The 22498-nt window shown below is 36.5% G+C and carries 19 protein-coding genes; 16 read left to right on the forward strand and 3 right to left on the reverse strand.

The features are described 5' to 3' along the window. Positions 1 to 70 precede the first annotated feature (70 nt). On the forward strand, positions 71 to 769 hold the full coding sequence (locus tag FLB_RS07690) for a porin family protein (RefSeq protein WP_064715376.1): 699 nt from the start codon (positions 71 to 73) through the stop codon (positions 767 to 769). On the opposite strand, the gene FLB_RS07695 is transcribed toward FLB_RS07690, so the two are convergent. After that, a complete protein-coding gene (locus FLB_RS07695) occupies positions 764 to 1369 on the reverse strand; it encodes a hypothetical protein (RefSeq protein ID WP_064715377.1) in 606 nt (201 codons plus the stop codon). The two genes, FLB_RS07690 and FLB_RS07695, sit on opposite strands and share 6 nt — an antisense overlap. A 156-nt stretch (positions 1370 to 1525) precedes the next feature. Here FLB_RS07695 and FLB_RS07700 point away from each other — a divergent pair, with 156 nt between their 5' ends. The 8 genes from FLB_RS07700 to FLB_RS07735 all read left to right on the forward strand — a co-directional run bounded on the left by FLB_RS07700 (position 1526) and on the right by FLB_RS07735 (position 9409). Next, positions 1526 to 3967 (forward strand): bifunctional UDP-N-acetylmuramoyl-tripeptide:D-alanyl-D-alanine ligase/alanine racemase, encoded by a 2442-nt coding sequence (locus FLB_RS07700; RefSeq protein WP_064715378.1) that lies wholly within the window; start codon positions 1526 to 1528, stop codon positions 3965 to 3967. Positions 3968 to 4031: 64 nt separating this feature from the next. Next, positions 4032 to 4412 carry a large conductance mechanosensitive channel protein MscL gene (gene mscL / locus FLB_RS07705; RefSeq protein ID WP_064715379.1) on the forward strand — a complete coding sequence of 127 codons (381 nt, stop codon included), beginning with the start codon at positions 4032 to 4034 and terminating at the stop codon, positions 4410 to 4412. A gap of 193 nt (positions 4413 to 4605) precedes the next feature. Next, complete coding sequence (locus FLB_RS07710) at positions 4606 to 5595, forward strand: aspartate-semialdehyde dehydrogenase (protein WP_064715380.1); 990 nt, start codon at positions 4606 to 4608, stop codon at positions 5593 to 5595. 130 nt (positions 5596 to 5725) lie between these two features. Further along, complete coding sequence (locus FLB_RS07715; protein ID WP_064715381.1) at positions 5726 to 6418, forward strand: HAD family hydrolase; 693 nt, start codon at positions 5726 to 5728, stop codon at positions 6416 to 6418. Continuing rightward, the gene (locus FLB_RS07720; RefSeq protein ID WP_064715382.1) at positions 6418 to 7047 is read left to right on the forward strand and encodes a chloramphenicol acetyltransferase; all 630 of its coding nucleotides are present in this window, start codon (positions 6418 to 6420) and stop codon (positions 7045 to 7047) included. The genes FLB_RS07715 and FLB_RS07720 overlap by 1 nt, the downstream gene beginning before the upstream one ends. 61 nt (positions 7048 to 7108) lie before the next feature. Beyond that, positions 7109 to 8479 carry a hypothetical protein gene (locus FLB_RS07725; protein WP_064715383.1) on the forward strand — a complete coding sequence of 457 codons (1371 nt, stop codon included), beginning with the start codon at positions 7109 to 7111 and terminating at the stop codon, positions 8477 to 8479. Positions 8480 to 8569: 90 nt separating this feature from the next. Beyond that, positions 8570 to 9091: a ferritin gene (locus FLB_RS07730; RefSeq protein ID WP_064715384.1), complete on the forward strand. Its 522-nt coding sequence runs from the start codon at positions 8570 to 8572 to the stop codon at positions 9089 to 9091. A gap of 123 nt (positions 9092 to 9214) precedes the next feature. Beyond that, positions 9215 to 9409: a hypothetical protein gene (locus FLB_RS07735; protein ID WP_064715385.1), complete on the forward strand. Its 195-nt coding sequence runs from the start codon at positions 9215 to 9217 to the stop codon at positions 9407 to 9409. A gap of 500 nt (positions 9410 to 9909) precedes the next feature. On the opposite strand, the gene FLB_RS07740 is transcribed toward FLB_RS07735, so the two are convergent. Together FLB_RS07740 and FLB_RS07745 are read right to left on the reverse strand one after the other, a co-directional pair. Next, positions 9910 to 10365, reverse strand: a complete 456-nt coding sequence (locus FLB_RS07740) for an HRDC domain-containing protein (RefSeq protein ID WP_064715386.1) — start codon at positions 10363 to 10365, stop codon at positions 9910 to 9912. Between the two features lie 11 nt (positions 10366 to 10376). Continuing rightward, entirely contained in the window at positions 10377 to 10709 is a 333-nt protein-coding gene (locus tag FLB_RS07745; RefSeq protein WP_064715387.1) for a single-stranded DNA-binding protein, read from the reverse strand. A 234-nt stretch (positions 10710 to 10943) separates the two neighbouring features. Between FLB_RS07745 and FLB_RS07750 the strand changes: the two genes are divergently transcribed. From FLB_RS07750 to FLB_RS07780, 7 genes are all read left to right on the forward strand, one after another. Then, positions 10944 to 13040, forward strand: a complete 2097-nt coding sequence (locus tag FLB_RS07750) for a reverse transcriptase domain-containing protein (RefSeq protein ID WP_064715388.1) — start codon at positions 10944 to 10946, stop codon at positions 13038 to 13040. 222 nt (positions 13041 to 13262) lie between these two features. Then, positions 13263 to 14801 (forward strand): carbon-nitrogen hydrolase family protein, encoded by a 1539-nt coding sequence (locus FLB_RS07755; RefSeq protein WP_024980694.1) that lies wholly within the window; start codon positions 13263 to 13265, stop codon positions 14799 to 14801. Between the two features lie 909 nt (positions 14802 to 15710). Further along, positions 15711 to 16058 (forward strand): hypothetical protein, encoded by a 348-nt coding sequence (locus tag FLB_RS07760; protein WP_064715389.1) that lies wholly within the window; start codon positions 15711 to 15713, stop codon positions 16056 to 16058. A gap of 19 nt (positions 16059 to 16077) precedes the next feature. Further along, positions 16078 to 18459: a M28 family peptidase gene (locus tag FLB_RS07765; protein ID WP_082923241.1), complete on the forward strand. Its 2382-nt coding sequence runs from the start codon at positions 16078 to 16080 to the stop codon at positions 18457 to 18459. Between the two features lie 248 nt (positions 18460 to 18707). Further along, positions 18708 to 19508: an SDR family oxidoreductase gene (locus FLB_RS07770; RefSeq protein WP_064715390.1), complete on the forward strand. Its 801-nt coding sequence runs from the start codon at positions 18708 to 18710 to the stop codon at positions 19506 to 19508. A 4-nt stretch (positions 19509 to 19512) separates the two neighbouring features. After that, positions 19513 to 20454 (forward strand): DMT family transporter, encoded by a 942-nt coding sequence (locus FLB_RS07775; RefSeq protein ID WP_231891062.1) that lies wholly within the window; start codon positions 19513 to 19515, stop codon positions 20452 to 20454. A 6-nt stretch (positions 20455 to 20460) separates the two neighbouring features. Then, positions 20461 to 22407 carry a S9 family peptidase gene (locus tag FLB_RS07780; protein ID WP_064715391.1) on the forward strand — a complete coding sequence of 649 codons (1947 nt, stop codon included), beginning with the start codon at positions 20461 to 20463 and terminating at the stop codon, positions 22405 to 22407. Positions 22408 to 22498: the final 91 nt, after the last annotated feature.

The raw sequence follows: 22498 nt of genomic DNA on the forward strand, positions 1-22498 counted from the left end.
TCCAAAGTAGTATATTTGTTCTTCGGCAAAGCCAAAGATTCATGTTGGTCTTCATTTTAATTCCTTAGGTATGCGTGTTTTTATCTTTCTTTTTATTTTTTTTTCTAGAAGTCTGGCTTTTGCTCAAGATTTTACTAATAATGAAGAAAAACCCAAAACCAAAATCGATTCTTTGTATAGAGAAGATCAGTTTTATATTGGGCTTACCTACAATAGTTTCATCAGCACTCCCAATGACTATTCAAAAGACAAAATATCTATTGGTTTTACAGGAGGGGTCTTAAGAGATATGCCGATAAATAAAAACAGAACGTATGCTATAGCCGTAGGACTTGGAGCGACCTATAATAATTACAATAATAATTTCGGAGTATTTGGCACCAACCAGCAACCCAATTATGCTATTTTAGAAGGTGGAACCTATAGCAAAAATAGGTTTACTACCCTTACCGCCGATTTGCCTATCGAATTCAGGTGGCGTTCTTCAACTTATGAAAGCACTAAGTTTTGGCGTATTCATGCAGGTTTCAAGTTGAGTTATTTAGTCTACGATCGTAGTGTATACACTGATGATATTGAAAACGTTACAATTAAGAGTAATGCTGATTTAAACAAGTTAGGCTATGGAGTATATTTGGCTTCCGGATACAATACCTTCAATGTTTATATTCAATATGGGTTGAATTCTTTATTTCAAACTGGGCAGGTAGGTACTGAAAAAGTGCAATTACGAAGTTTAAATATTGGATTGCTTTTCTATATTTTATAACCAAACTACCATAAGCAATAGCTGTGGTATAGCACCAGAGAAAAATCCAATAATTAATTCCTTTGGGGTATGTGCTTTCATCACTAATCTTGAAGAAGCGATAATGCCATTCATAAAAATTAAAAAAGGAACAAGTAGCGGAAAATGATTAGGATGATGTAAATGCAATCCTATGACAAATACCGTCAATGAACTAAAAGCAAGCATATGAATACTCGCTTTTATTTTTGCAAAAAGCAACAAAAGCGCTATTAAAGTACTCAATAAGGCGGCTAAGAAGAAGAAATGCAATTCAAAATAACGATCTATCGTGATGCTTCTTTTTACCAATAGAATGAATAAAAAACTTTGCAAGACTAAAGGAATTTTACGTTGGTCCAAATCGTAAGCCATCACCGAATCTATCTTTTTGAGTGCTTTGAGTAAAAAATAGATAAGAATAGGAACCACAATAGTCAAAATAGTAATTTGCAGTAAAACAAATCCTTTTTCTTTTAGTTGAAATAGTGTTTCGTTATAATAGAAATAAAACAACGTCGCCATCAGCGGAATAAAGACCGGATGGAATAGGTACGAAAAGAAAGGAAGTATTTTTTTCAAAGCATTTGGGTTTTCATTTACAAATATATCTAAAATAGCTTTTTGCTTCTTTTTTTTAACGTAGCAAGAAATATGAGAGAACTTCGTTAAATAAAATTAAAACCACGGTTCGGATTAGTTGTGTTTTACTAATTTTACTTTCAAACCCAATGCCTGATGAATCTTACAATTGCTACGATTTCAAAACATATAAATGCCTCGTTCGAAGGTGATGCTTCCTTACTTATTGATGCTATTTCTATCGATAGCCGTTCCTTGCAAAACGGACCACATACTTTGTTTTTTGCTTTAATTGGTCCCAATAACGATGCGCATTTGTATATCAATGATTTGATTCAACAAGGCGTTACTCATTTCGTAGTGCAATACATTCCTGAGCATTGTGAAGGAAAAGCACAGTTCTTGGTGGTACAAAACACCTTAACAGCCTTGCAAGAATTGGCGAGTTATCATCGTAGTTTGTTTCATTTTCCAGTAATAGGAGTTACGGGTAGCAACGGGAAAACTATTGTAAAAGAATGGCTCAATTTCTTGCTAAGCCCCGATTATTCTATCATTCGTAGTCCCAAAAGTTACAATTCACAAGTAGGCGTTCCTTTGTCTGTGTTGGCGATTGCTAAGCAACACAATTTCGGAATTTTCGAAGCTGGAATTTCTACAGTAAATGAGATGGGACATTTAGAAAAAATCATTCAGCCCACGCTTGGGATTTTGACAAATATTGGTTCGGCTCACGACGAAGGATTTTCTTCTATTGGTGAAAAAATTAAAGAAAAATTACAGCTTTTTAAGCACTGTGATTTATTGATTTATAATAAAAATAAAACCATCGATGCATTTTTGAAACCGACATTGAAAACCTTTTCTTGGAGTTTTAAAGATGCCACTGCCGATGTTTTTATTCAAAAATCAAGTATTTTAGATAAAACCAAACTGCATATTCAATTAGAATCGTATGCTTTTGATATCATCATTCCTTTTCAAGATGATGCTTCTATCGAGAATGCGATTCATTGTTTAATGGTTCTCTTGCATTTGGGATATGATAGGGTGACTATCGAACACCGAATGTATTTGTTGTATCCTGTCGAAATGCGTCTAAAGGTTAAAGACGGTATCAATAGCACCACAATTATTGACGATAGTTATAGCTCTGATTTTCAGTCTTTAAAAATTGCATTGGATTTCTTAGAAAGTCAAAAACAGTACAAGAAAAAAACAGTAATCTTATCGGATATTTTTCAGAGTGGATTGTCGAACGAAGAATTGTATTCCAAAGTATCGCAGCTTGTTATTTCTAACAAAATTAACCGCGTGATTGGCATCGGTACGACCATAACCGCTTTTAAACACAAATTTGTCAATTGCATTACGTATCCTACTACTGCCGATTTTTTAGCACAGTTGGATAATGCTACTTTTGGCAATGAAACGATTTTAATCAAAGGCGCACGTAGTTTTCATTTCGAAGATATTGTTGTGGCGCTCGAGGAGAAAACACACGAAACGGTTTTAGAAATCAACCTCAATGCCATTAGTCACAATCTTAATTTCTTCCGTTCTAAGTTACAACCGTCTACCAAAATGATGGTGATGGTCAAAGCATTTGGATACGGAAATGGAGGTTTTGAAATTGCCAAATTATTAGAACACCACCAAGTAGATTATTTAGGCGTGGCTTTCGCCGATGAGGGAATTGCCTTGAAAACAGCAGGAATTCATCTGCCCATTATGGTATTGAATCCCGAGTCGACAAGTTTTTCAGCGATAATACAACATCAATTAGAACCCGAAATTTATAGTTTAAAAGGCTTGCATTCCTTTTTGAAAATAGCCGAACAAAAGAAACTAAAGCATTTTCCGATTCATATCAAAATTGATACGGGTATGCATCGTTTGGGCTTTGAAAAAGATACTGTCGAGGAATTAATCGCGATACTCAAAGACACTACTTTGGTGCGAGTAAAAAGTATATTGTCGCATTTGGCTACCAGTGATGATTTGAATCATCAAGCTTTTGTTGAATCTCAAATTGAGCTGTTCGAAAATTTATCCAGCCGATTGATGGCGGAATTGAATATTCAGCCCATTCGTCATATTTTGAATACTTCGGGGATTAGTAATTTTCCCAAATCGCAATACGATATGGTACGTTTAGGTATTGGTTTGTATGGAGTTTCTAATGATGCTGAAGAACAAAAAGAATTAGAAAATGTGAGTACGCTTAAATCCGTTATATCCCAAATCCGAACTATTCCTGCTGGAGATTCTGTAGGCTACGGTCGTCGTTTTATGGCTGAGAAATCTACCAAAGTAGCTACAATTCCCATTGGTTATGCCGATGGAATCGCACGGCTTTGGGGAAATGGGGTAGGATATGTGATGATTCATCATCAAAAAGCTACCATTATTGGAAGCGTTTGTATGGATATGCTGATGGTAGATGTAACGGCTATTGATTGTCAAGAAGGCGATGCGGTAATCATTTTTGGCGAAAGCCCAACCGTAATCGAAATGGCCGAAAAGCTACATACAATTCCGTATGAAATCTTGACTAGTATTTCCCAACGCGTTAAAAGGGTGTTTTACAGGGAATAAATTTTAGAGTTTTGGAAATTTTTAAATATCTTTATCTTCTAATCAAATAACTAAAATTATAAATATGGGAATGATTTCAGAATTTAAGGATTTTATTGCTAAAGGCAACGCAATGGATTTAGCAGTAGGAGTTATCATTGGTGGTGCTTTTGGTGCTATTGTGAACTCATTGGTAGCAGATGTTATCACGCCAGCTTTATTAAACCCAGCATTAAAAGCAGCTCAAGTAGAAAATTTAGCGGATCTAAAAACCGATGGAGGTATTTTATACGGTAAATTTTTAGCTGCGGTAATCAGTTTCTTGGTGATTGCTTTTGTGATTTTTTTGATGGTAAAAGCGATTAACAGTATGAAGAAAAAAGAAGAAGCGCCTGCCCCTGCAGCTCCAGCTGGACCAACTCAAGAAGAATTATTGACTCAAATTAGAGATTTATTAAAGAAATAATACCGCTACACTAGTGTCTAACTTAACCGTCTCTTTTCCCAAAACGAGGCGGTTTTTTTTGTGGCTCAAAAGTAAAAAACAATTAAATTGTTTAAAATGTAACAATTTGTTAAAAATTGTGAACCGTGTTGTTTTCTTTATTAGATTACGTACTTTTGTGGCTCAATAATAAGACACTATAAATTTATATACAATGAGAATAGCAGTTGTAGGTGCTACCGGAATGGTAGGCGAAATCATGTTGAAAGTATTAGCAGAACGTAATTTTCCAGTTACAGAGTTAATTCCTGTTGCTTCAGAAAAATCAGTGGGAAAAGAAATAGAATTCAACGGAAAAAAATATAAAGTGGTAGGATTGCAAACCGCAGTAGATTTAAAAGCAGATATTGCTTTGTTTTCTGCTGGTGGAGGAACTTCTTTGGAATGGGCTCCAAAATTTGCAGCTGCAGGAACTACCGTAATTGATAATTCTTCGGCTTGGAGAATGGACCCAACCAAAAAATTAGTGGTTCCAGAAATCAATGCTAGTCAATTGACTAAAGAAGACAAAATCATTGCGAATCCAAACTGTTCAACTATCCAAATGGTATTGGCTTTGGCACCTTTGCATCAAAAATACAACATCAAACGTGTAATTGTTTCAACGTATCAGTCCATTACAGGTACGGGTGTAAAAGCAGTACAACAATTCGAAAATGAAGTAGCAGGAATTGAAGGCGAAATGGTGTACAAATACAAAATCAATCGCAATTGTATCCCTCAATGTGATAGTTTCGAAGACAACGGGTACACCAAAGAAGAAATGAAATTGGTAAACGAAACCAAAAAAATCTTAAGCGATGATTCTATTAAAGTAACTGCTACTGCTGTTCGTGTACCGGTAGTTGGCGGTCATAGCGAAGCGGTGAATGTTGAGTTCACAAATGATTTTGATGTGGCTGAAGTACGCAGTATTTTACATCATACAGATGGCATTGTTGTGCAAGACAATTTGGATACGTTCACCTATCCAATGCCTCGTTATGCTGAAGGAAAAAATGAAGTTTTTGTAGGTAGAATTCGTCGTGACGAAAGCCAAGCCAACACTTTGAATATGTGGATTGTTGCTGATAACTTGAGAAAAGGAGCTGCAACGAACACGATTCAAATTGCAGAATACTTAATCGCAGCGAACTTAGTTTAAAACACTATAACCCGCAACACAACCTAAACCGCTTCACTTGGAGGCGGTTTTTTTTATGCTTTTTTTACTTTCAAAAGCAGCGCAACCCCAATGAAATGTTGTACTTTTAAACTTTAAATTTTAATTGAAGATGATGAAAAAGCTTAAAGTAATTGCTTTCGATGCCGATGATACGCTTTGGGGGAACGAAATGTATTTTGATGAAACCGAAAAAAAATTCTGCGGTTTGATGGAAGATTATCTTTCGCATCAAGGCATTTCTTCTGAATTGTTTCAAATAGAAATTGCCAATTTAAAGTTGTATGGCTACGGCATCAAAGGCTATATTTTATCGATGATTGAGGCTGCTATGAAAATTTCGAACAATACGATTTCCATTGAAGCGATTGAAAAAATTGTACAATACGGAAAAGATTTACTAGAAAAATCGGTTGATTTGCTAGAGGGCGTAACCGAAACCTTAGAAGCTTTGAGTGGAAAATATAAATTGGTTGTAGCGACCAAAGGAGATTTATTAGACCAAAGACGAAAATTACACAATTCGGGTTTGGGGCCTTATTTTCATCATATTGAAGTAATGTCAGACAAACAAGAAACCGATTATTTGGATTTGATTAAACGCTTGGAGATACAACCCGATGAGTTTTATATGATTGGTAATTCTCTAAAATCGGATGTTTTGCCGGTGCTTTCTATTGGTGGTTTTGCTGCACACATTCCGTTTCACACGACTTGGGCACACGAGAAAATAGACCACAAAGTAGAGCATCCTAACTTTACGACTTTGCAACAATTAACCGATATAATTCCACTTTTAACCTAATGAAGCAGCCGTTTGACCTTGAAAATTGGAACAGAAAAGAGCATTTTCATTTTTTTAGACAAATGAGTGAACCTTTTTTTGGTGTTACAGTGGCTATAGATTGCACTAAGGCATACGAAAAAGCCAAATCCATTTCATCTTCTTTCTTTATTTATTATTTGCACAAAACCTTACAAGCGGTCAATGCGATTGAAAATTTTAGATACCGAATTGATAACGAAACCATTGTGGTTTACGATAGAATTGATGGTTCTGCGACTATTGGTCGTCCCGATGGAACTTTTGGATTTTCATTAATTGAATTTCATCCCGATTTTTCTGTTTTTGAAAAAAATGCGCTGGAAGAAATCGAACGCATTCAAAACACAACGGGCTTGTTTACTCGTTCTTTTGATTCGGATAATTTAATCCATTTTTCGGCTTTGCCTTGGTTGGATTTTACTTCCTTGTCTCATGCTCGTAGCTTTACTTTTCCTGATAGTTGTCCTAAGATTTCTTTTGGAAAAATGGTTGTTGAAAAGGATGGAAGTAAACGAATGAATATGTCGGTGCACGTACATCACGGTTTAATGGATGGCTTGCATGTGGGACAATTTGTAGATTATTTTCAGCAAATTATGAACGAGTAAGTAGCGAATTTTTGGTATGCTCTTTGCGGAAGAAATTGTACTATTTTTAATATAAATCATTATGAAGCAAGTATGGGTTCTTTTATTTCTAGGAAGTACTTTTTTGACTTTTGGTCAAATTAGATTAGCTTCTCATCCTTTAGAATTAAAAAAAGCAAAAGAGTACCATCAAATCATCAACACCTCTGATAGGCAAAATGATAATGTCTTTGTCTTTGCTACCGACAAAGAAAAAACAACGATTCTAAAGTACAGTCCTTTCTTGTTTTTCAAAGACAGTATGGTGACCAAAAGACCCGATATTGGTTACAAATTGATGGCGGGGTATTCCTTTGGAGCTGATGAAAATCCTACGCTATATTGGTCCGATTCTAATTTTAAAAGCATAATTGCAGTTCATTATGATATGGTGGGAAAGACCACATCAACTAACTATTTTCAGTTGCCCTTACAACGTGAAACGTTACTACACGCCTTTAATGAAAACAATAATTTTTATGTACTTACAAAAAAAAATGATGCAGAAGCTTTAGTCCTATATATTTTTAAGGATGGTAAAAAATCACAGTACCTTCTTGATTTTACTGGTTTTGAGTTTTTAAATAGTAAAAAAGAACCCATCAATTTGTCTCTAATTTTAGCAGTTTTGCCTTTAGAAAAAATAGAAACCCGTGCCTATAATCCGTTGTTCAAAGCTACTAGTAAATCAAAATTTTATGTTCGTGAAAATGATATACTCTTCACGTTCGATCATAATTTAAATGAAACGCAACTGTTTCAATTGGATTTTAAAACACTAAAACTCATTGAGCGTAACATTCCACAATTTCCGTTGAAACGCCTTAATGGATTGTCGAATTCTTATTATCACGAAAACAAAATCTATCAGCTTACGGCTAATGATGAAGAACTCCATTTTGGTTACAAAGATTTTGAAACCGATACTGTGATCAAAGAATATACGGTAACAAAAAATGACACGATCACTTTCAAAAACTCCCCTTTGTTCGCTCAAGTTATGAACCAACGACCAAAAGCAATCAAAGCTACTGCCAAGTTTTTGAAACAATTATCATCATCTGATTTGGGAGTTACGGTGTATAAAACACCCAAAAACTTGTTGCTAACCATAGGCGGAAATCAAGAAGTTGAGCAAGTATCTACAGGGTTTGCACCTAATGGGGGTGACTTCGTAACCAACTCTTATTTTATTCCGTTGAATGTTTATTTTGAAAGTGTTTTGGATAAAAAAGGGAATCATTTCCACTCAAAACCAGAGCCTTTGGCCACCGATTTTATAAGTCAATTTTCATATGAAAATCCTCAAGCCGTTTTGCAAAGCACTTTCAGGCATAAGAATTATTATATTAATGGGTATTATGATACCAAGTTAAAGCAATTTGTGATGCAGAAATTTTATGATGGTTTTTAATTTTTTGTCGTTACAATTGTGATCTAATTGTTATCTTAGTATTTCCCGAAAGCTGTTTTTATAATTGTCATTAACTTAAAAAAGAAAATCATGTTGTCTAAAAATATTGAAGTCGCATTGAACAATCAAATTCGAATAGAAGCAGAGTCTTCACAGATTTATTTGTCAATGGCTTGTTGGGCTGAAGTGAATGGACTCGAGGGCATTGCACAGTTTATGTATGCCCAGTCTGATGAAGAACGTGCTCATATGTTAAAGCTGATTAAATACGTTAACGAACGCGGCGGACATGCCCAAATCACCGATTTGAAAGCGCCAAAATCATCTTATGATACGTTTCAAAATATGTTTGAAGAATTGTATAAACATGAGATTTTTGTATCTAATTCAATTAATGAATTGGTGCACATTACTTTTTCTGAAAAAGATTACGCAACACACAATTTCTTGCAATGGTATGTAGCTGAGCAAATTGAGGAAGAAGCTACCGCAAAATCAATTTTAGATAAGATCAATTTAATTGGTGACGATAAAGGTGGCTTGTATTTATTTGATCGCGATATTCAGCAAGTTGCTGTTGCCAGTGCTGCCGCAGCTGCTGCAACCAAGTAAAACTTCTTTAAGACTTTTAACCTGAATATGTTATTCGGGTTTTTTTATACTTTTTTATGTTAAAGTTTATTTAGAATAGATAAAAACAACATATCTTTGTCTGCGAAATTTACACTCAAAATTATGAGTAAGAAAGACAAAGAAAAGGACAAAAAGAAAGGCAAAAAAGAAAAGAAAGACCAAAAGAAGAAAGCGCTTTTGGCCAAAATCAAAGTTGCCGAAAACTGCAAGTCAAAGTGTTGCGGGAAATACGAGAAAGGCGAAAACAAACGTTGTGGCCGTTGTCCTATGTTTGATTTGATCAACAAAGTAGCTTAATTTTTTTTCTCCCCCTTTATTTATACTGACATAATATTAAACCCAAAAGGCATTCAGAACACTCAAGCTTTTCTCAGCCTTCTATGTCCTTAAATGCCTTCTATGGTTTTGAAAAAACCTGCTGCTTATAGAAAATTCAAATGGCTTATATGTTTTAAAGTATTTCTTCCTGATTAAGATAAATGTTCTCTAATAGTTGCTTGATTTCATCCGTATTTCCGAGTGCAAAAATTAACCACAAAGTTCACAAAGCAAGCGCAAGGTTCGCAAAATAATAAATCATATAAGGACATTTAAGTTCTATTGAAAATCCGTTTCATCCGTTTTATCCGCGACATCCGTGGCCAAAATTTAACCGCTAAGTTCACAAAGCATAAAGTATTAAACCAAAAAGGCATTCAGAACACTCAAACTTTTACAAAGCCTTTTATGTCCTTAAATACCTTCTATGGTTTTGAAAAATTCTGCTGCTTATAGAAAACTCAAATGGCTTATATGTTTTAAAGTATTTCTTCCTGATTAAGATAAATGTTTTCTAATAGTTCAACAATTTCATCCGCATAGTGTTGCGTTCGTTTTTCTCCAAATCCTTTAATCCATTGAAAATCGGAAATGGTTTTGGGATGTTGCACCGCTATTTGAATCAGATGGCTGTTGTGACAAATTATAAATGGTTTCACACCATTCGTTTTGGCTTTTTCGTTGCGCCATTTCTTCAAATGTTGAAACCTATCGACTTGGTCTTGGGTCAAGTCGGTGAGCGATTCTTTCTCACGGGGCGCAAGATTGATTTTCTCTTTATAATGCAACAAAACCGACCAATAACTAGCATCGGATTCTATGAAATGGGTATCGGACTGAACCAATTCTACCGAGGCTATAAAATCATTAAGCTGTTGCTGGTCTTGCGCCAAATGAGGAGCATCTACCCGAACGGAAAATACTTGTACATTCATAGCCTCGGATTTTATTTACCAATCAAAAGGATTTCATTCACTATCACTTCAGTGATGTAGCGTTTTTCCCCGTTCTTGTCTTCGTAACTGCGATGAGTGAGTTTGCCTTCGATGGCTACTTCCTTGCCTTTGGTCACGTATTTCTCGATGATGTCGGCTGTTTTTCCCCAGGCAGTTACTTTGTGCCATTCGGTTTGTTCTACTTTGTCACCTTTGTCGTTGCGGTAAGTGTCGTTGGTAGCGATAGTAAGGCTGGCTAGTTTTTTACCTCCGTCGAAGGTTTTGATTTCTGGTTCGTTTCCTACGTGACCGATTAATTGTACTCTGTTTTTCATTGCATTCATGGCGTGTAAATTTAAAAGTTAGGCATATAATTAAAAAGTTCGTGTCGGATGAGCCACAAGGTCGTTGTTTCATTTCGACAGGGCAAAGATGCGGTGCCGATTGATAATTAGTCGGTTGCATCCCATTTACTTTCGGTTGTAATTGTTTGTAACCGTTTGTAAATGGAAATTTTTGAGTATATTTGAGAGTAAATTTGCCAATTAGCATTAACTATCTCGTTGAATAAATTAAATATGACACAATACGAACAATTTTTAACTCCTGAAAATTTTAAGCTTGCTTTTGTAAGACTCAAAACTTCATCTAGAAATTTATACAAAACTATTTATTATGAAGATTTACGAATTTTTGGTTTATATCTTGATGAAAATATTGAATCAACGATTAATCAAGTCAAAAACGAAATTTACAAACCAGAAAAAAGTCATAAAATATTTATTCCAAAGAAAGATAATTTGGTTAGACCATTATCTATTTTAACTTTTATAGATTTACTAATTTATCAAGCGATGACTAACGTCATTGCAGATAACTCTTATGATGTTATTGCTCCATATTACGATAATCTAATTTTTGGAAATATAGTTAATCCTTCAACAGCTAATGTTTTAGATAGAGAATTTTTCTTTAAATCTTGGAAAAGAAAATGGAAAAGGTTTAATGAAGTTTCTAAAGAAAATTTTGAAAATGGATATAAATATTTAAGTGAATTTGATATTGCGTCTTTCTTTGATACAATTGACCACAATATACTATGTGAAATTTTAGCTAATACTTTTAAAATTGAAGCAAATATTCTTGAATTACTTTCAAAATGTTTAGAAACTTGGACAGCAGATTCAAATCATAAAACTTTTAAAAGCAAACACGGTATCCCTCAAGGTCCAATTAGTTCACCATTTTTAGCTGATTTATATTTATTCTATGTTGATACTGAAATTAAAAAATTAAACAAAAAATATGATTTTAAATATTCAAGATATGTTGATGACATCAGAATTTTTACTAAAGAAAAATTAGTTTCTCAAAAAATTATTGCATCGTTAGACTTAATATCTAGAGATTTAGGTTTAATTCCTCAAGGAAGTAAAATTTTAATTAAAGAAATTATCGACATTGATAGTGAATTAAAAATTCAAAATAGCAAATTTTCTGAAATAACAAAAGAATATAAAAAAGAGAATGAAGGAAAACCAGCCGGTACTTTAAAATCTAAAACACATAAAAATCTTAAAGAAAGATTTATTAATTGTTTTGATGAAAATTCGAAAGAGGTTTATTTAGATAAAACTGTAATTGGTTTTTCTTTATATAAACTAAATAAAGACGAAGAAGTAAAAAAGAAAATCTTAGAAAAAAGTAATATTTTGTTAACTCATTTCGAAGCAATTCTATATTATTTTAAAAGACATTTTAATGAAGATACAGATGTTTTAAACTTTCTAAAAGCAATACTAAATGATGATGATATTTTGTTTCATCATTTAGTTGCATTAATATTTAAAAATTTTCCAGAATTACCTTTTGATGAGAAAGTATATCATCGTTATACTTTTGAAAAACATAGACATTGGCTAGTAAACTTTTATATGATTTCTTGGCTATATAGCAATGACAAAAAAGAATTGATATTGACTGATGTAAATAATGAAAATTATTTCATTCAACGTGAGTTAAATAATTATAAATATATTTCATCTGCTGACAAAACTTATAGAAAAATATTTTCAACAAAATTATTAGATAATTCAAATTCCTTATTGGCTCTTCAAGGCTTAAATCTTCTATTCCACGACCCAGTTTTATTTAAAGGTTTTAAAACAACTTCTGACCAAAATAATTATGTAAAATATCTATTTACTAAACAGCCTTCGGACATTATAATTCATACACTAAAATATGAATGGAAAATTAACGATCCTGACACTTTTTTTAATAGAAGTATTTGGACAGATGAATTAGAATACGAGGAATTAAAAATTTCATTTTTATTATTTATAAAATCATATAAAATAGATCCGTCTAAAGCACTATTAAATTTAAATGTCTTTAACAATTTAGTGTTCAATAAATTTTGCGACAAACTTGGTTTTACAAAGCCTTCTCCTGAATATGGAGTTAATTTGAATAGTAATATTATTGAAAAAAAATTACCTCATTGTAACAGATATTGGACAGAAATAAATGAAAAACGAAATCAAAAAACAGAAGCACATCCATTTGACAAATATGGTAATATTCGATTAAGAATCACAAATAAAGAATTTGAAGAGTTGTATCAAAAACAAATATTGACAATAGAAGAGCTTTGTAACTTTAGAGAGTATTAAGATTAATAAATACATCTTTAACAACTTATCTTAGGATTAAACTTAATGAAAAGATGATTTTTATATTTTAATAACCTAGAGCCAATTTTTCCCATAAACCACCATATCAAAAAAAACAAAGCATTGTAAAATATTTTAAGTAATGACTTTTTGAAGTAGTCTAATCCATAAACTCCGTGCTATAAAAAACCAATTCACTAACCCCCTAAAACCCCACACCCTATGCAAACCAAAATCAAAAAAGTAGAATTGCGCAATTTGGCGTTTGAGGATTATAAGCAACTCAAGAACTCGATGGTGGAATCCTATCCCGAAATGGCCGATTCCTATTGGCGTTCCGAGGACATTGAGCGCTTATTGGCCATTTTTCCCGAGGGACAGTTGGTGATTTTGGCCGATGGAAAAGTGGTGGGTTCGGCCTTGTCGTTGATTGTAGACGAAAAGTTGGTCGACAAACGCCATAATTATTTGGAGGTCGTAGGCAATTATTCGTTTTCGACCCACAATCCGTTTGGGGAGATTTTGTATGGCATCGATGTGTTTATTCATCCCAATTATCGCGGCTTGCGTTTGGGACGCCGTTTGTATGACGCTCGCAAAGAATTGTGCGAACAACTCAACCTCAAATCCATTGTTTTTGCGGGACGAATTCCCAATTATGGGCAGTATGCCGATAAAATGTCGCCCAAAAAATACATCGACAAAATCAAAAGCAAACAACTACATGACCCTGTATTGTCGTTTCAGTTGAGCAACGATTTTCACGTGTTGCGCGTCATCAAAAATTATTTAGTAGGCGACGAAGATTCGAAGGAATTTGCCGTTTTGCTCGAGTGGAATAACATTTATTATGACGAAAGTCCCAAGCTCATCAACACCGAAAAATCGGTGATTAGGTTAGGGCTTATTCAGTGGCAAATGCGCTCGCTCTCCAATCTCGACGCCTTGTTTGAACAATCCGAATTTTTTATCGATGTGGTTTCGGGTTATGGTTGCGATTTTGCGTTGTTCCCAGAACTGTTCACCGCGCCTTTGATGGCCGATTACAATCACCTCACCGAGGCCGAAGCCATTCGCGAATTGGCCAAATATTCAGACCCAATTCGCAAGCGTTTTCAGGAGTTTGCCATTTCGTACAACATCAATATCATCACGGGAAGTATGCCATATTTAGAAGGCGGAAATTTGTATAATGTTGGTTTCTTGTGCAAGCGCGACGGGACTTCAGAAATGTATGCCAAAATTCACGTTACGCCCAACGAGGTACAACATTGGGGAATGAAAGGCGGTTCAGAAATCAAAACCTTTGATACCGATTGCGGAAAAATAGGCGTAATGATTTGCTACGATGTCGAATTCCCAGAGCTCTCCCGATTAATGGCCGATGAAGGGATGAATATCTTGTTTGTACCCTTCCTGACTGATACGCAAAACGCCTACACCAGAGTCAAACATTGTTCCCAAGCCCGAGCCATCGAAAACGAGTGTTTTGTTGCCATAGCGGGATGTGTGGGCAATTTGCCCAAGGTCAACAATATGGATATTCAGTACGCGCAATCGGCGGTGTTTACGCCTTCGGATTTTGCGTTTCCGAGCAATGGCATCAAAGCCGAAGCCACGCCCAATACCGAGATGACACTGATTGTCGACGTCGATTTGGATTTGCTCAAAGAGCTGCACGAACACGGCAGCGTGCGCATCCTCAAAGACCGAAGAACCGATTTATACGAAATAAAAAAGATAAAAAACGGAGAGAAATAGTGAAGGGGATTATTTAGGAACAGGCACAAAAGGTATTTCAGGAAACATCGTCCCGCTATCCGCTATATCTTTTTTCCACCCGAAAGGTGAAAAAAAGGATGCCGCTCCTATCGGGGTTAGAGAGTAACAAGGGGATTTTTTGGAATGAGCATTTTGATTGTATAATAAGACCTACAAGGTTTTGAAAACCTTGCAGGTCGAGTAGTGCTAGAACAAGTTTATTGCTGGTTTTCCTTCAAGTTTTTTTCAAACCTTGAAGGTATGTTTAGAATTGCAGATTACCATGAGACCTACAAGGTTTTGAAAAACTCGCAGGTCGAGTAGTGCTAGAACAAGTTTTTGTCACTGGATTTCCTGCAAGGTCTTTTTCAAACCTTGTAGGTATGATTAGTAGCAAGAAACGATTGATGAGTGATTATGAATAATCAATTGCGTCTCGCTTTAGCGAGATGATATGATTGTAAATTATAGATAGGCTTTAGCCAAAATGTATAATAATTTTGGCTAAAGCCCAATACAAAACGATATGTAAAGAATGGGCTAAAGCCCATTCCTATTCAAATTTCGCAAAAAATGTGTAATAGAACTTTGGTTTTTAGGTGTAGAAACGCAGATTACAATAAGACCTACAAGGTTTTGAAAACCTCGCAGGTCGAGTAGTGCTAGAACAAGTTTTTGTCACTGGATTTCCTGCAAGGTCTTTTTCAAACCTTGTAGGTATAAATTAAGAAACCAAAACAAACACAAATCCCCTGTTCCCTCTTTAGCCCTGATGGGAGGGAATATCCTTTTTTGACCCGATTTTTTTCGGAGCAAAAAAGATAGGAAGGACAGCAGGAACTAATGATAACCAATAAAGCCTTTTGCTGGGCTCAAAATAGATAGAGTGATAACCTAAATCGTAAACTAATGAAAGCTTGCCTAGAATGTGGTGAAAAAATTGTAGGTCGCGAGGATAAGAAATTTTGTAGCGATAGCTGCCGAAATGCCTACAACAATAAAATAAATAAGGATAGTACTAATTATATGCGGAATATTAACAATAAGTTGCGCAAAAATTACCGAATTTTGTCAGAATTGAATGTAGAAGGTAAAACGAAAACGACTCGAGCCAAGTTGATGAGCAAGGGTTTTGACTTTGAATTTTTCACTTCGATTTTGAATACCAAAACAGGAAATACCTACTATTTCTTGTACGACCAAGGTTATATGATTTTAGAGAATGACTATTATATGCTAGTCAAAAAAGATATTTAAATACCACATCCCCATTGCTATGAAAAAATACGCCTCTTTACTTTCGGTTTTTGTGCTGTTGCTCGTTTTGGCAGCAGGTTACTTTCTGCAAATGCCGCAAACCATAGAATATGAAGAACAAAATCTAGCCAATTTTTCGACCAAGCGGGCTTTCAAAATGGTGGAAAAGATGACGAAGGAACCGCATTATGTAGGTTCTGCCAACCACGAGGTGGTCGCACAAATGTTAGTACAAGAATTGAAAACGATGGGTATTGCTACTCAAGTGCAAGAAGGCTACACGATGAGCGATTGGGGAAATTTGGTACAGTCTAAAAATATTATTGGTCGCATTAAGGGAACGAATTCAAAAAAAGCGTTGTTGTTGCTCTCGCATTACGATAGCGCGCCGCATTCATTTTCACACGGAGCAAGTGATGATGCCTCTGGAGTAGCTACTATTATTGAAGGCGTTCGTGCTTTTTTGCAATCCAAAAAACAGCATAAAAACGACATCATTATTGTTTTTTCGGATGCCGAAGAATTGGGACTAAACGGAGCTGCTTTGTTCGTGACCCAGCATCCTTGGGCTAAAGAGGTGGGATTGGCACTCAATTTTGAAGCGCGTGGCTCATCGGGACCGAGTTATATGTTGATGGAAACCAACAAGGGGAATGCTGGTTTGGTGAACGAATTTTCAAAAGCTGGGGTGACGTATCCTGTTTCGAATTCGTTGATGTACAGTATTTACAAAATGTTGCCTAACGACACGGACTTGACCGTTTTTAGAGAAAAAGGAAACATTCAGGGATTGAATTTTGCGTTTATCGACGATCATTATAATTACCACACTCAGCAGGATGACGCTCAACATTTGGCCAAAAACACTTTGGCGCATCAAGGCCGTTACTTAATGCCTTTGCTAACGTATTTTTCGAATGCCAATTTAGATGCGGTAAAAGCTACCGAAGATGAGGTGTATTTTACGATTCCGTTTACGTTTATCAGTTATCCGTTTTCTTGGGTATTGCCGATGACGATTATTGCGGGAGTGTTTTTTGTGTTTTTCCTTTTCATTGGCAAAGCCAAACGCATTTTTACTTTTAGAGAATTGTTCAAAGGACTGATTCCGCTTTTGGGTGCCTTGGGTATCGCGGGCGGATTGACGTATTTTGGATGGAAAGGATTGCTTTGGGCATATCCGCAATATAACGATTTACTCAACGGATTTACTTACAATGGTCACGATTATATAGCGGCTTTTGTACTGTTGAGTTTGTCGATTTGTTTCTTGATGTACCATTGGTTCTCCGCCAAAAAAGTGACGATGAACCATTATGTAATGGTTTTGTTGGTTTGGATGGTCATTAATGGATTTATTGCTAATTCTCTAACAGGTGCTGGATTTTTGATTATCCCAGTTTATTTTGGACTGATTGCTTTTGGTGCTTTTGTCTTAACGCAACGCTCGAATTGGGTATTAAATTTAATCTGTGGGATTCCAGCAGTTTTACTTTTGGCGCCATTTATTCAAATGTTCCCCGTTGGGTTGGGATTAAAAATTCTTTTTGGTAGCGCTATCCTAACGGTACTCACTTTCGGATTATTGTTGCCTGTTTTTGGCGCGTTCAATCGCAAAGGAAGTTGGGCTTTAGGACTGTTTGTGTTATCGTTGTTGTTTTTTGCTAAAGGCCATTACAATTCGGGTTATGAAGCAGGAGAGGCAAAATCCAATAGTTTGGTGTACTTGTACAATGCAGATACCAACCAAGCGTTTTGGGTAACGTATGATGTAAATCTTGATGATTGGACCAAAACCTATTTGGGTGCCAATCCAAAGAGTGCAAGACCGCTTAACGATATGCCGTTGTTTAGCAAATACAATTCGGGTTTTACTTATGCCGAAACAACGGATGTAGTGGGTGTAAAGAAACCTTTAGTTGTATTTACAAAAGATAGTCTTGTAGGCAATTTGCGACATATTCAAATTAAAATTATACCGAATCGTAAAGTCAATCGCTATGATATTTTTGCCAATGAAGCGATGACGTTTTATGATTTTAGAGCCAATGGTGCTAGAAATTTAGGCGATACCAGTTCGACCTTAGAACGAAAAGGCAAGAAAATAGTGAGTTATTATGTGGTTAACAATGCTCCTTTGGTACTTGATTTTAGTATCAATGCTTCAGCCGTAATTGATATGGAATTGCTTGAATCTTCTTTTGATTTATTGCAAAATCCATTATTCAACATCAAACCAAGAGACAATTGGATGATGCCAACGCCCTTTGTACTCAACGATGCTGTAGTCATTCGTAAAAAAATTAGAAAAGGGCAACAGATTATTCCCAAGGAATTAGTGGTTCCTGTTACGGATTCATTGACCGTGGCAAAAGATAGTTTAAAAACTAAGCTGCGATAAGATTTTGAAGTTATCTTTTTAGTGATTATTCAGGTTTTTTTGGACATTAATTGCCTCCAACTTTAGTTGGAGGGGTGAAATTTGAAAGTTTTAAAGGCTTTAGCCAAAATTAGCTCCTTTTATTTGGCTATAACGAATGCAATAAATCCCAAAACTCCAATTAATGCTGGAGCAATCGAAAGCAAGACAAGCTGAATAGTTATCTTTTTAAAATTCTTTCGAGCTTTATTTGCTCTAAACTACATTCTATGACACAAATTAGTATTCTTGGTTGCGGTTGGCTCGGTTTGCCTTTGGCGAAAGCCTTAATAAGCAATGATTTTTTGGTGAAAGGCTCCACAACTTCTTCTTCAAAACTAGCTCATTTAGAAAAGCTAGGCATCTTTCCGTTTTTGATGGAATTGCAACCTAATGCCATTGCTGGCGATATCACTACGTTTCTAAAGGGAAGCGAAATATTGATTATTGATATTCCGCCCAAATTAAGAAGTAACAACAGCGAGGATTTTGTGGGTAAAATGCAAACCTTGATTCCGTTTATCGAACAATCTGAGGTTCAAAATGTATTGTTTGTAAGTTCTACCTCAGTCTACGGAGAAGATAATGATGTGGTTACCGAAACCACGCCTTTGAATCCCGATAGCGAAGGTGGTCGCCAATTGGTAATCGTAGAGCAACTTTTGCAAAGCAATCCTCATTTTCAAACCACCATTCTTCGTTTTGGTGGACTCGTAGGATCTGATCGAAATCCAATACGGATGTTATCGGGCAAAGAAAATCTACCCAATGCCAAGGCGCCTATTAATTTCATTCACCAAACGGATTGTATCAGCATCATTCAAAAAATTATAGCATTGGATTGTTGGAACGAAACCTTCAATGCGGTATCGCCTTATCATCCTACCAGGGCTGAGTATTATACTAAGAAAGCGCTCGAATGGCAGTTGGTAGCACCAACTTTTGACTCAACTTCTTCGGGAACCGGAAAAAGGATTAGTAGTGATAAACTACAAACGATTTTAAAGTATACTTTTGTAGAAACTCCATAATCTTTTGAGAACAAAAATTAAAAATACCGTTACGGCTCCATTTACTACCTTGGGATTGCCTATGTTGGCCTTGGCTTGGGTAAGTATTGCTTGGGGCACGACTTGGTTGGCGTCTAAAGAAGGCGTAAAGCATATGCCTGCACTTGAGTTGGCTGCCATCCGTCAGTTTTTGGGTGGTGCTTTGTATGTGGGCTTCTTTTTGATTAAAAAAACACCGTGGCCCAAAGGCAAACAATGGAAATCCATCTTGATTTTGAGTATGCTTAATTTTGCGCTGAGCAATGGTCTAAGTACGTGGGGCGTGAAATTTATTCCCAGTGGGTTAGGAGCGATTATTGGCGCAATGGTGCCCATTTGGATTGCGATGATTAGCTTTTTCAATGGAGAACGCATTACCCGATTGGCTGTTTTTGGTATCACCATTGCTTTTGCAGGAGTATGCGTTATTTTCTACGAACATTTGGCTGATTTTATTCGACCGGATTTTCAGTTCGGAATTGTCTTGTCTGTGGCTGCTACCATTACTTGGGCTTTTGGTACCTTGTACACCAAGAAAAAAGCTGCGAGTTTTAATCCCTATTTTAGTCTAGGATTACAAATGTTGATTTCTAGCGTATGCCTTTTTGCTTTCACAGGAGCTACAGGCACTAATATTCCGCTGACGCAAATTCCTGCCGCTTCTTGGTGGGCAATTGCCTATTTGGTGGGTATTGGTTCGGTGTTGACATTCATTGCTTTCATTTATGCCTTGCAGCATTTACCTACCGAATTGAGTAGTGTCTATGCCTATATCAATCCGATTGTGGCGGTACTTTTAGGGGCATTTTTGTTTGACGAAATCCTCACAGCTGCCATCATTATTGGCGGAACGGTCACTTTAACGGGCTTGTACATCATTAATTTTGCTATGCAACGCCAACGAAAACGAATACTAATCAAAAACTAAAATAATATGAAGTTCAATGCATTTATTTTAATCCCGACGTTGCTCGGCTTGACTTTAGTACAAGCACAGCAAAAAAACACGGGTATTTTGCCTAACGAAAATTTGATTACCGAGAACATTGCTTCCATTCCCAAAGAGTTAGCCGTTCAGGTAAAAAAATACTCCGAGGCTCGTGGTGCTTCTTTGGCAGAAATTCATCCCGTAAAAAACGATATTATCATCACGACTCGTTTTGGTTCTACAGCACAATTGCATCGTGTGGTGCAACCTTTGGGCGCGAGAACGCAAATCACTTTTTTCGACGAACCTGTTAGTGGCGTGAGCTACGAACCTACCAAAGGCGATTATTTGATTTATTCCAAAGACGTGGGCGGTAATGAGTTTGGGCAATTGTACCAATTAGACCTTAAAACGCTACAATCGACTTTACTGACTGATGGCGGCCGTTCACAAAACGGAGGCATTACTTGGAGAGCCGATGGGAAAGGGTTTTATTTCTCCTCGACCAAACGCAACGGCGGTGATCGTGATATTTATTATATGGATCCCAAAAATCCTTCAGCAGCCAAAATGGTGCTGCAAGTAAAAGGAGGCGGTTGGGGTATTTTGGATCTTTCCAAAGACAATTCACAACTTTTGATTGGCGAATATATTTCTGCCAATGAATCTCATATTTGGTCTTTGGATATCGCTTCTGGCAAATTATCCGAAGTAACCGATAGAGCAACCAAAGGCGTGATTCAAACCAGTGCCAAATTTGGAAATTCGACCAACGAAATTTGGTTTTTGACCGATAAAGACAATGAGTTTGAGCGTTTGGCTATTTTGGATGTAAAGACCAAAAAAGTCAACTATCTAACGTCTAAAATCAATTGGAATGTAGAAAACTTTTCTTTTTCTGAAGACAAAAAACAACTGGTGTTTATCACCAACGAAGCGGGTCGCAACAAAATGTATTTGATGAATACCAAAGACCAATCCTATAGCGAAGTCAAAAATATTCCAACCGGATTGATTGGCGGAGCGGAGTTTACCAAGGACAACCAAAGTTTGTTTTTCACCCAATCAACAGCTCAAACGGCTTCGGATGTGTACCGCCTTTCGCTAAAAAATGGCAAAATCGAGCAATGGACCGCGAGCGAATTGGGCGAAATGCAAGCTTCTGATATGGCATTGCCAAAATTTATCGAATGGAAAAGTTTTGATGGCTTGGGCATTTCAGGATTTTATTACCCAGCCGCTTCAAAATTCACAGGAAAAAGACCGGTGCTGATTCAGATTCACGGTGGACCAGAGGCACAATCGCAAGCATCTTTCTTGGGCGCAAGCAATTTTTACACCAACGAAATGGGCGTTGCGATGATTTTCCCGAACGTGCGAGGTTCTGCGGGTTTTGGTAAAACCTATTTGGCCAAAGACAACGGGATGTTACGCGAAGATTCCGTAAAAGACATTGGCGCGCTATTGGATTGGATTGCCCAACAACCCGAACTCGACAAAGACCGCATTATGATTATGGGCGGAAGTTATGGCGGTTATATGACTTTGGCCACGGCCTTTCACTATGCCGACAAAATCCGATGCTCGGTAGATATTGTGGGGATTTCCAACTTCAATACCTTCCTCAAAAACACCGAGGAATACCGTCGCGACCTGCGAAGAGTAGAATATGGCGATGAACGCATCCCCGAAATGGCCGCTTTTTTTGATAAAATGGCGCCTTTAAACAATACCGATAAAATCAAAAAACCGTTATTCATCATTCAGGGCACCAACGACCCTCGCGTTCCCGTGACCGAAGCCCTTCAAATGCGTGACAAACTTAAAGCACAAGGCAATACGGTTTGGTACCTCGAGGCCAAAGACGAAGGTCACGGCTTCAAGAAAAAAGCCAACGTCGATTACCAGCGACTGGCCGTCATCCGATTTATGCAAGAGTACCTTTTAAAATAATCCAACAAAACCCATTCCTAGTGAGTGGGTTTTTTATTAGGAGAAGGTAACGGTAAATGTAATAGTATGATAAGGAGCACCCGTGACCTGC

Origin of the sequence: Flavobacterium succinicans, from assembly GCF_001662485.1 — a bacterium.
Lineage (GTDB): Bacteria > Bacteroidota > Bacteroidia > Flavobacteriales > Flavobacteriaceae > Flavobacterium > Flavobacterium succinicans_A.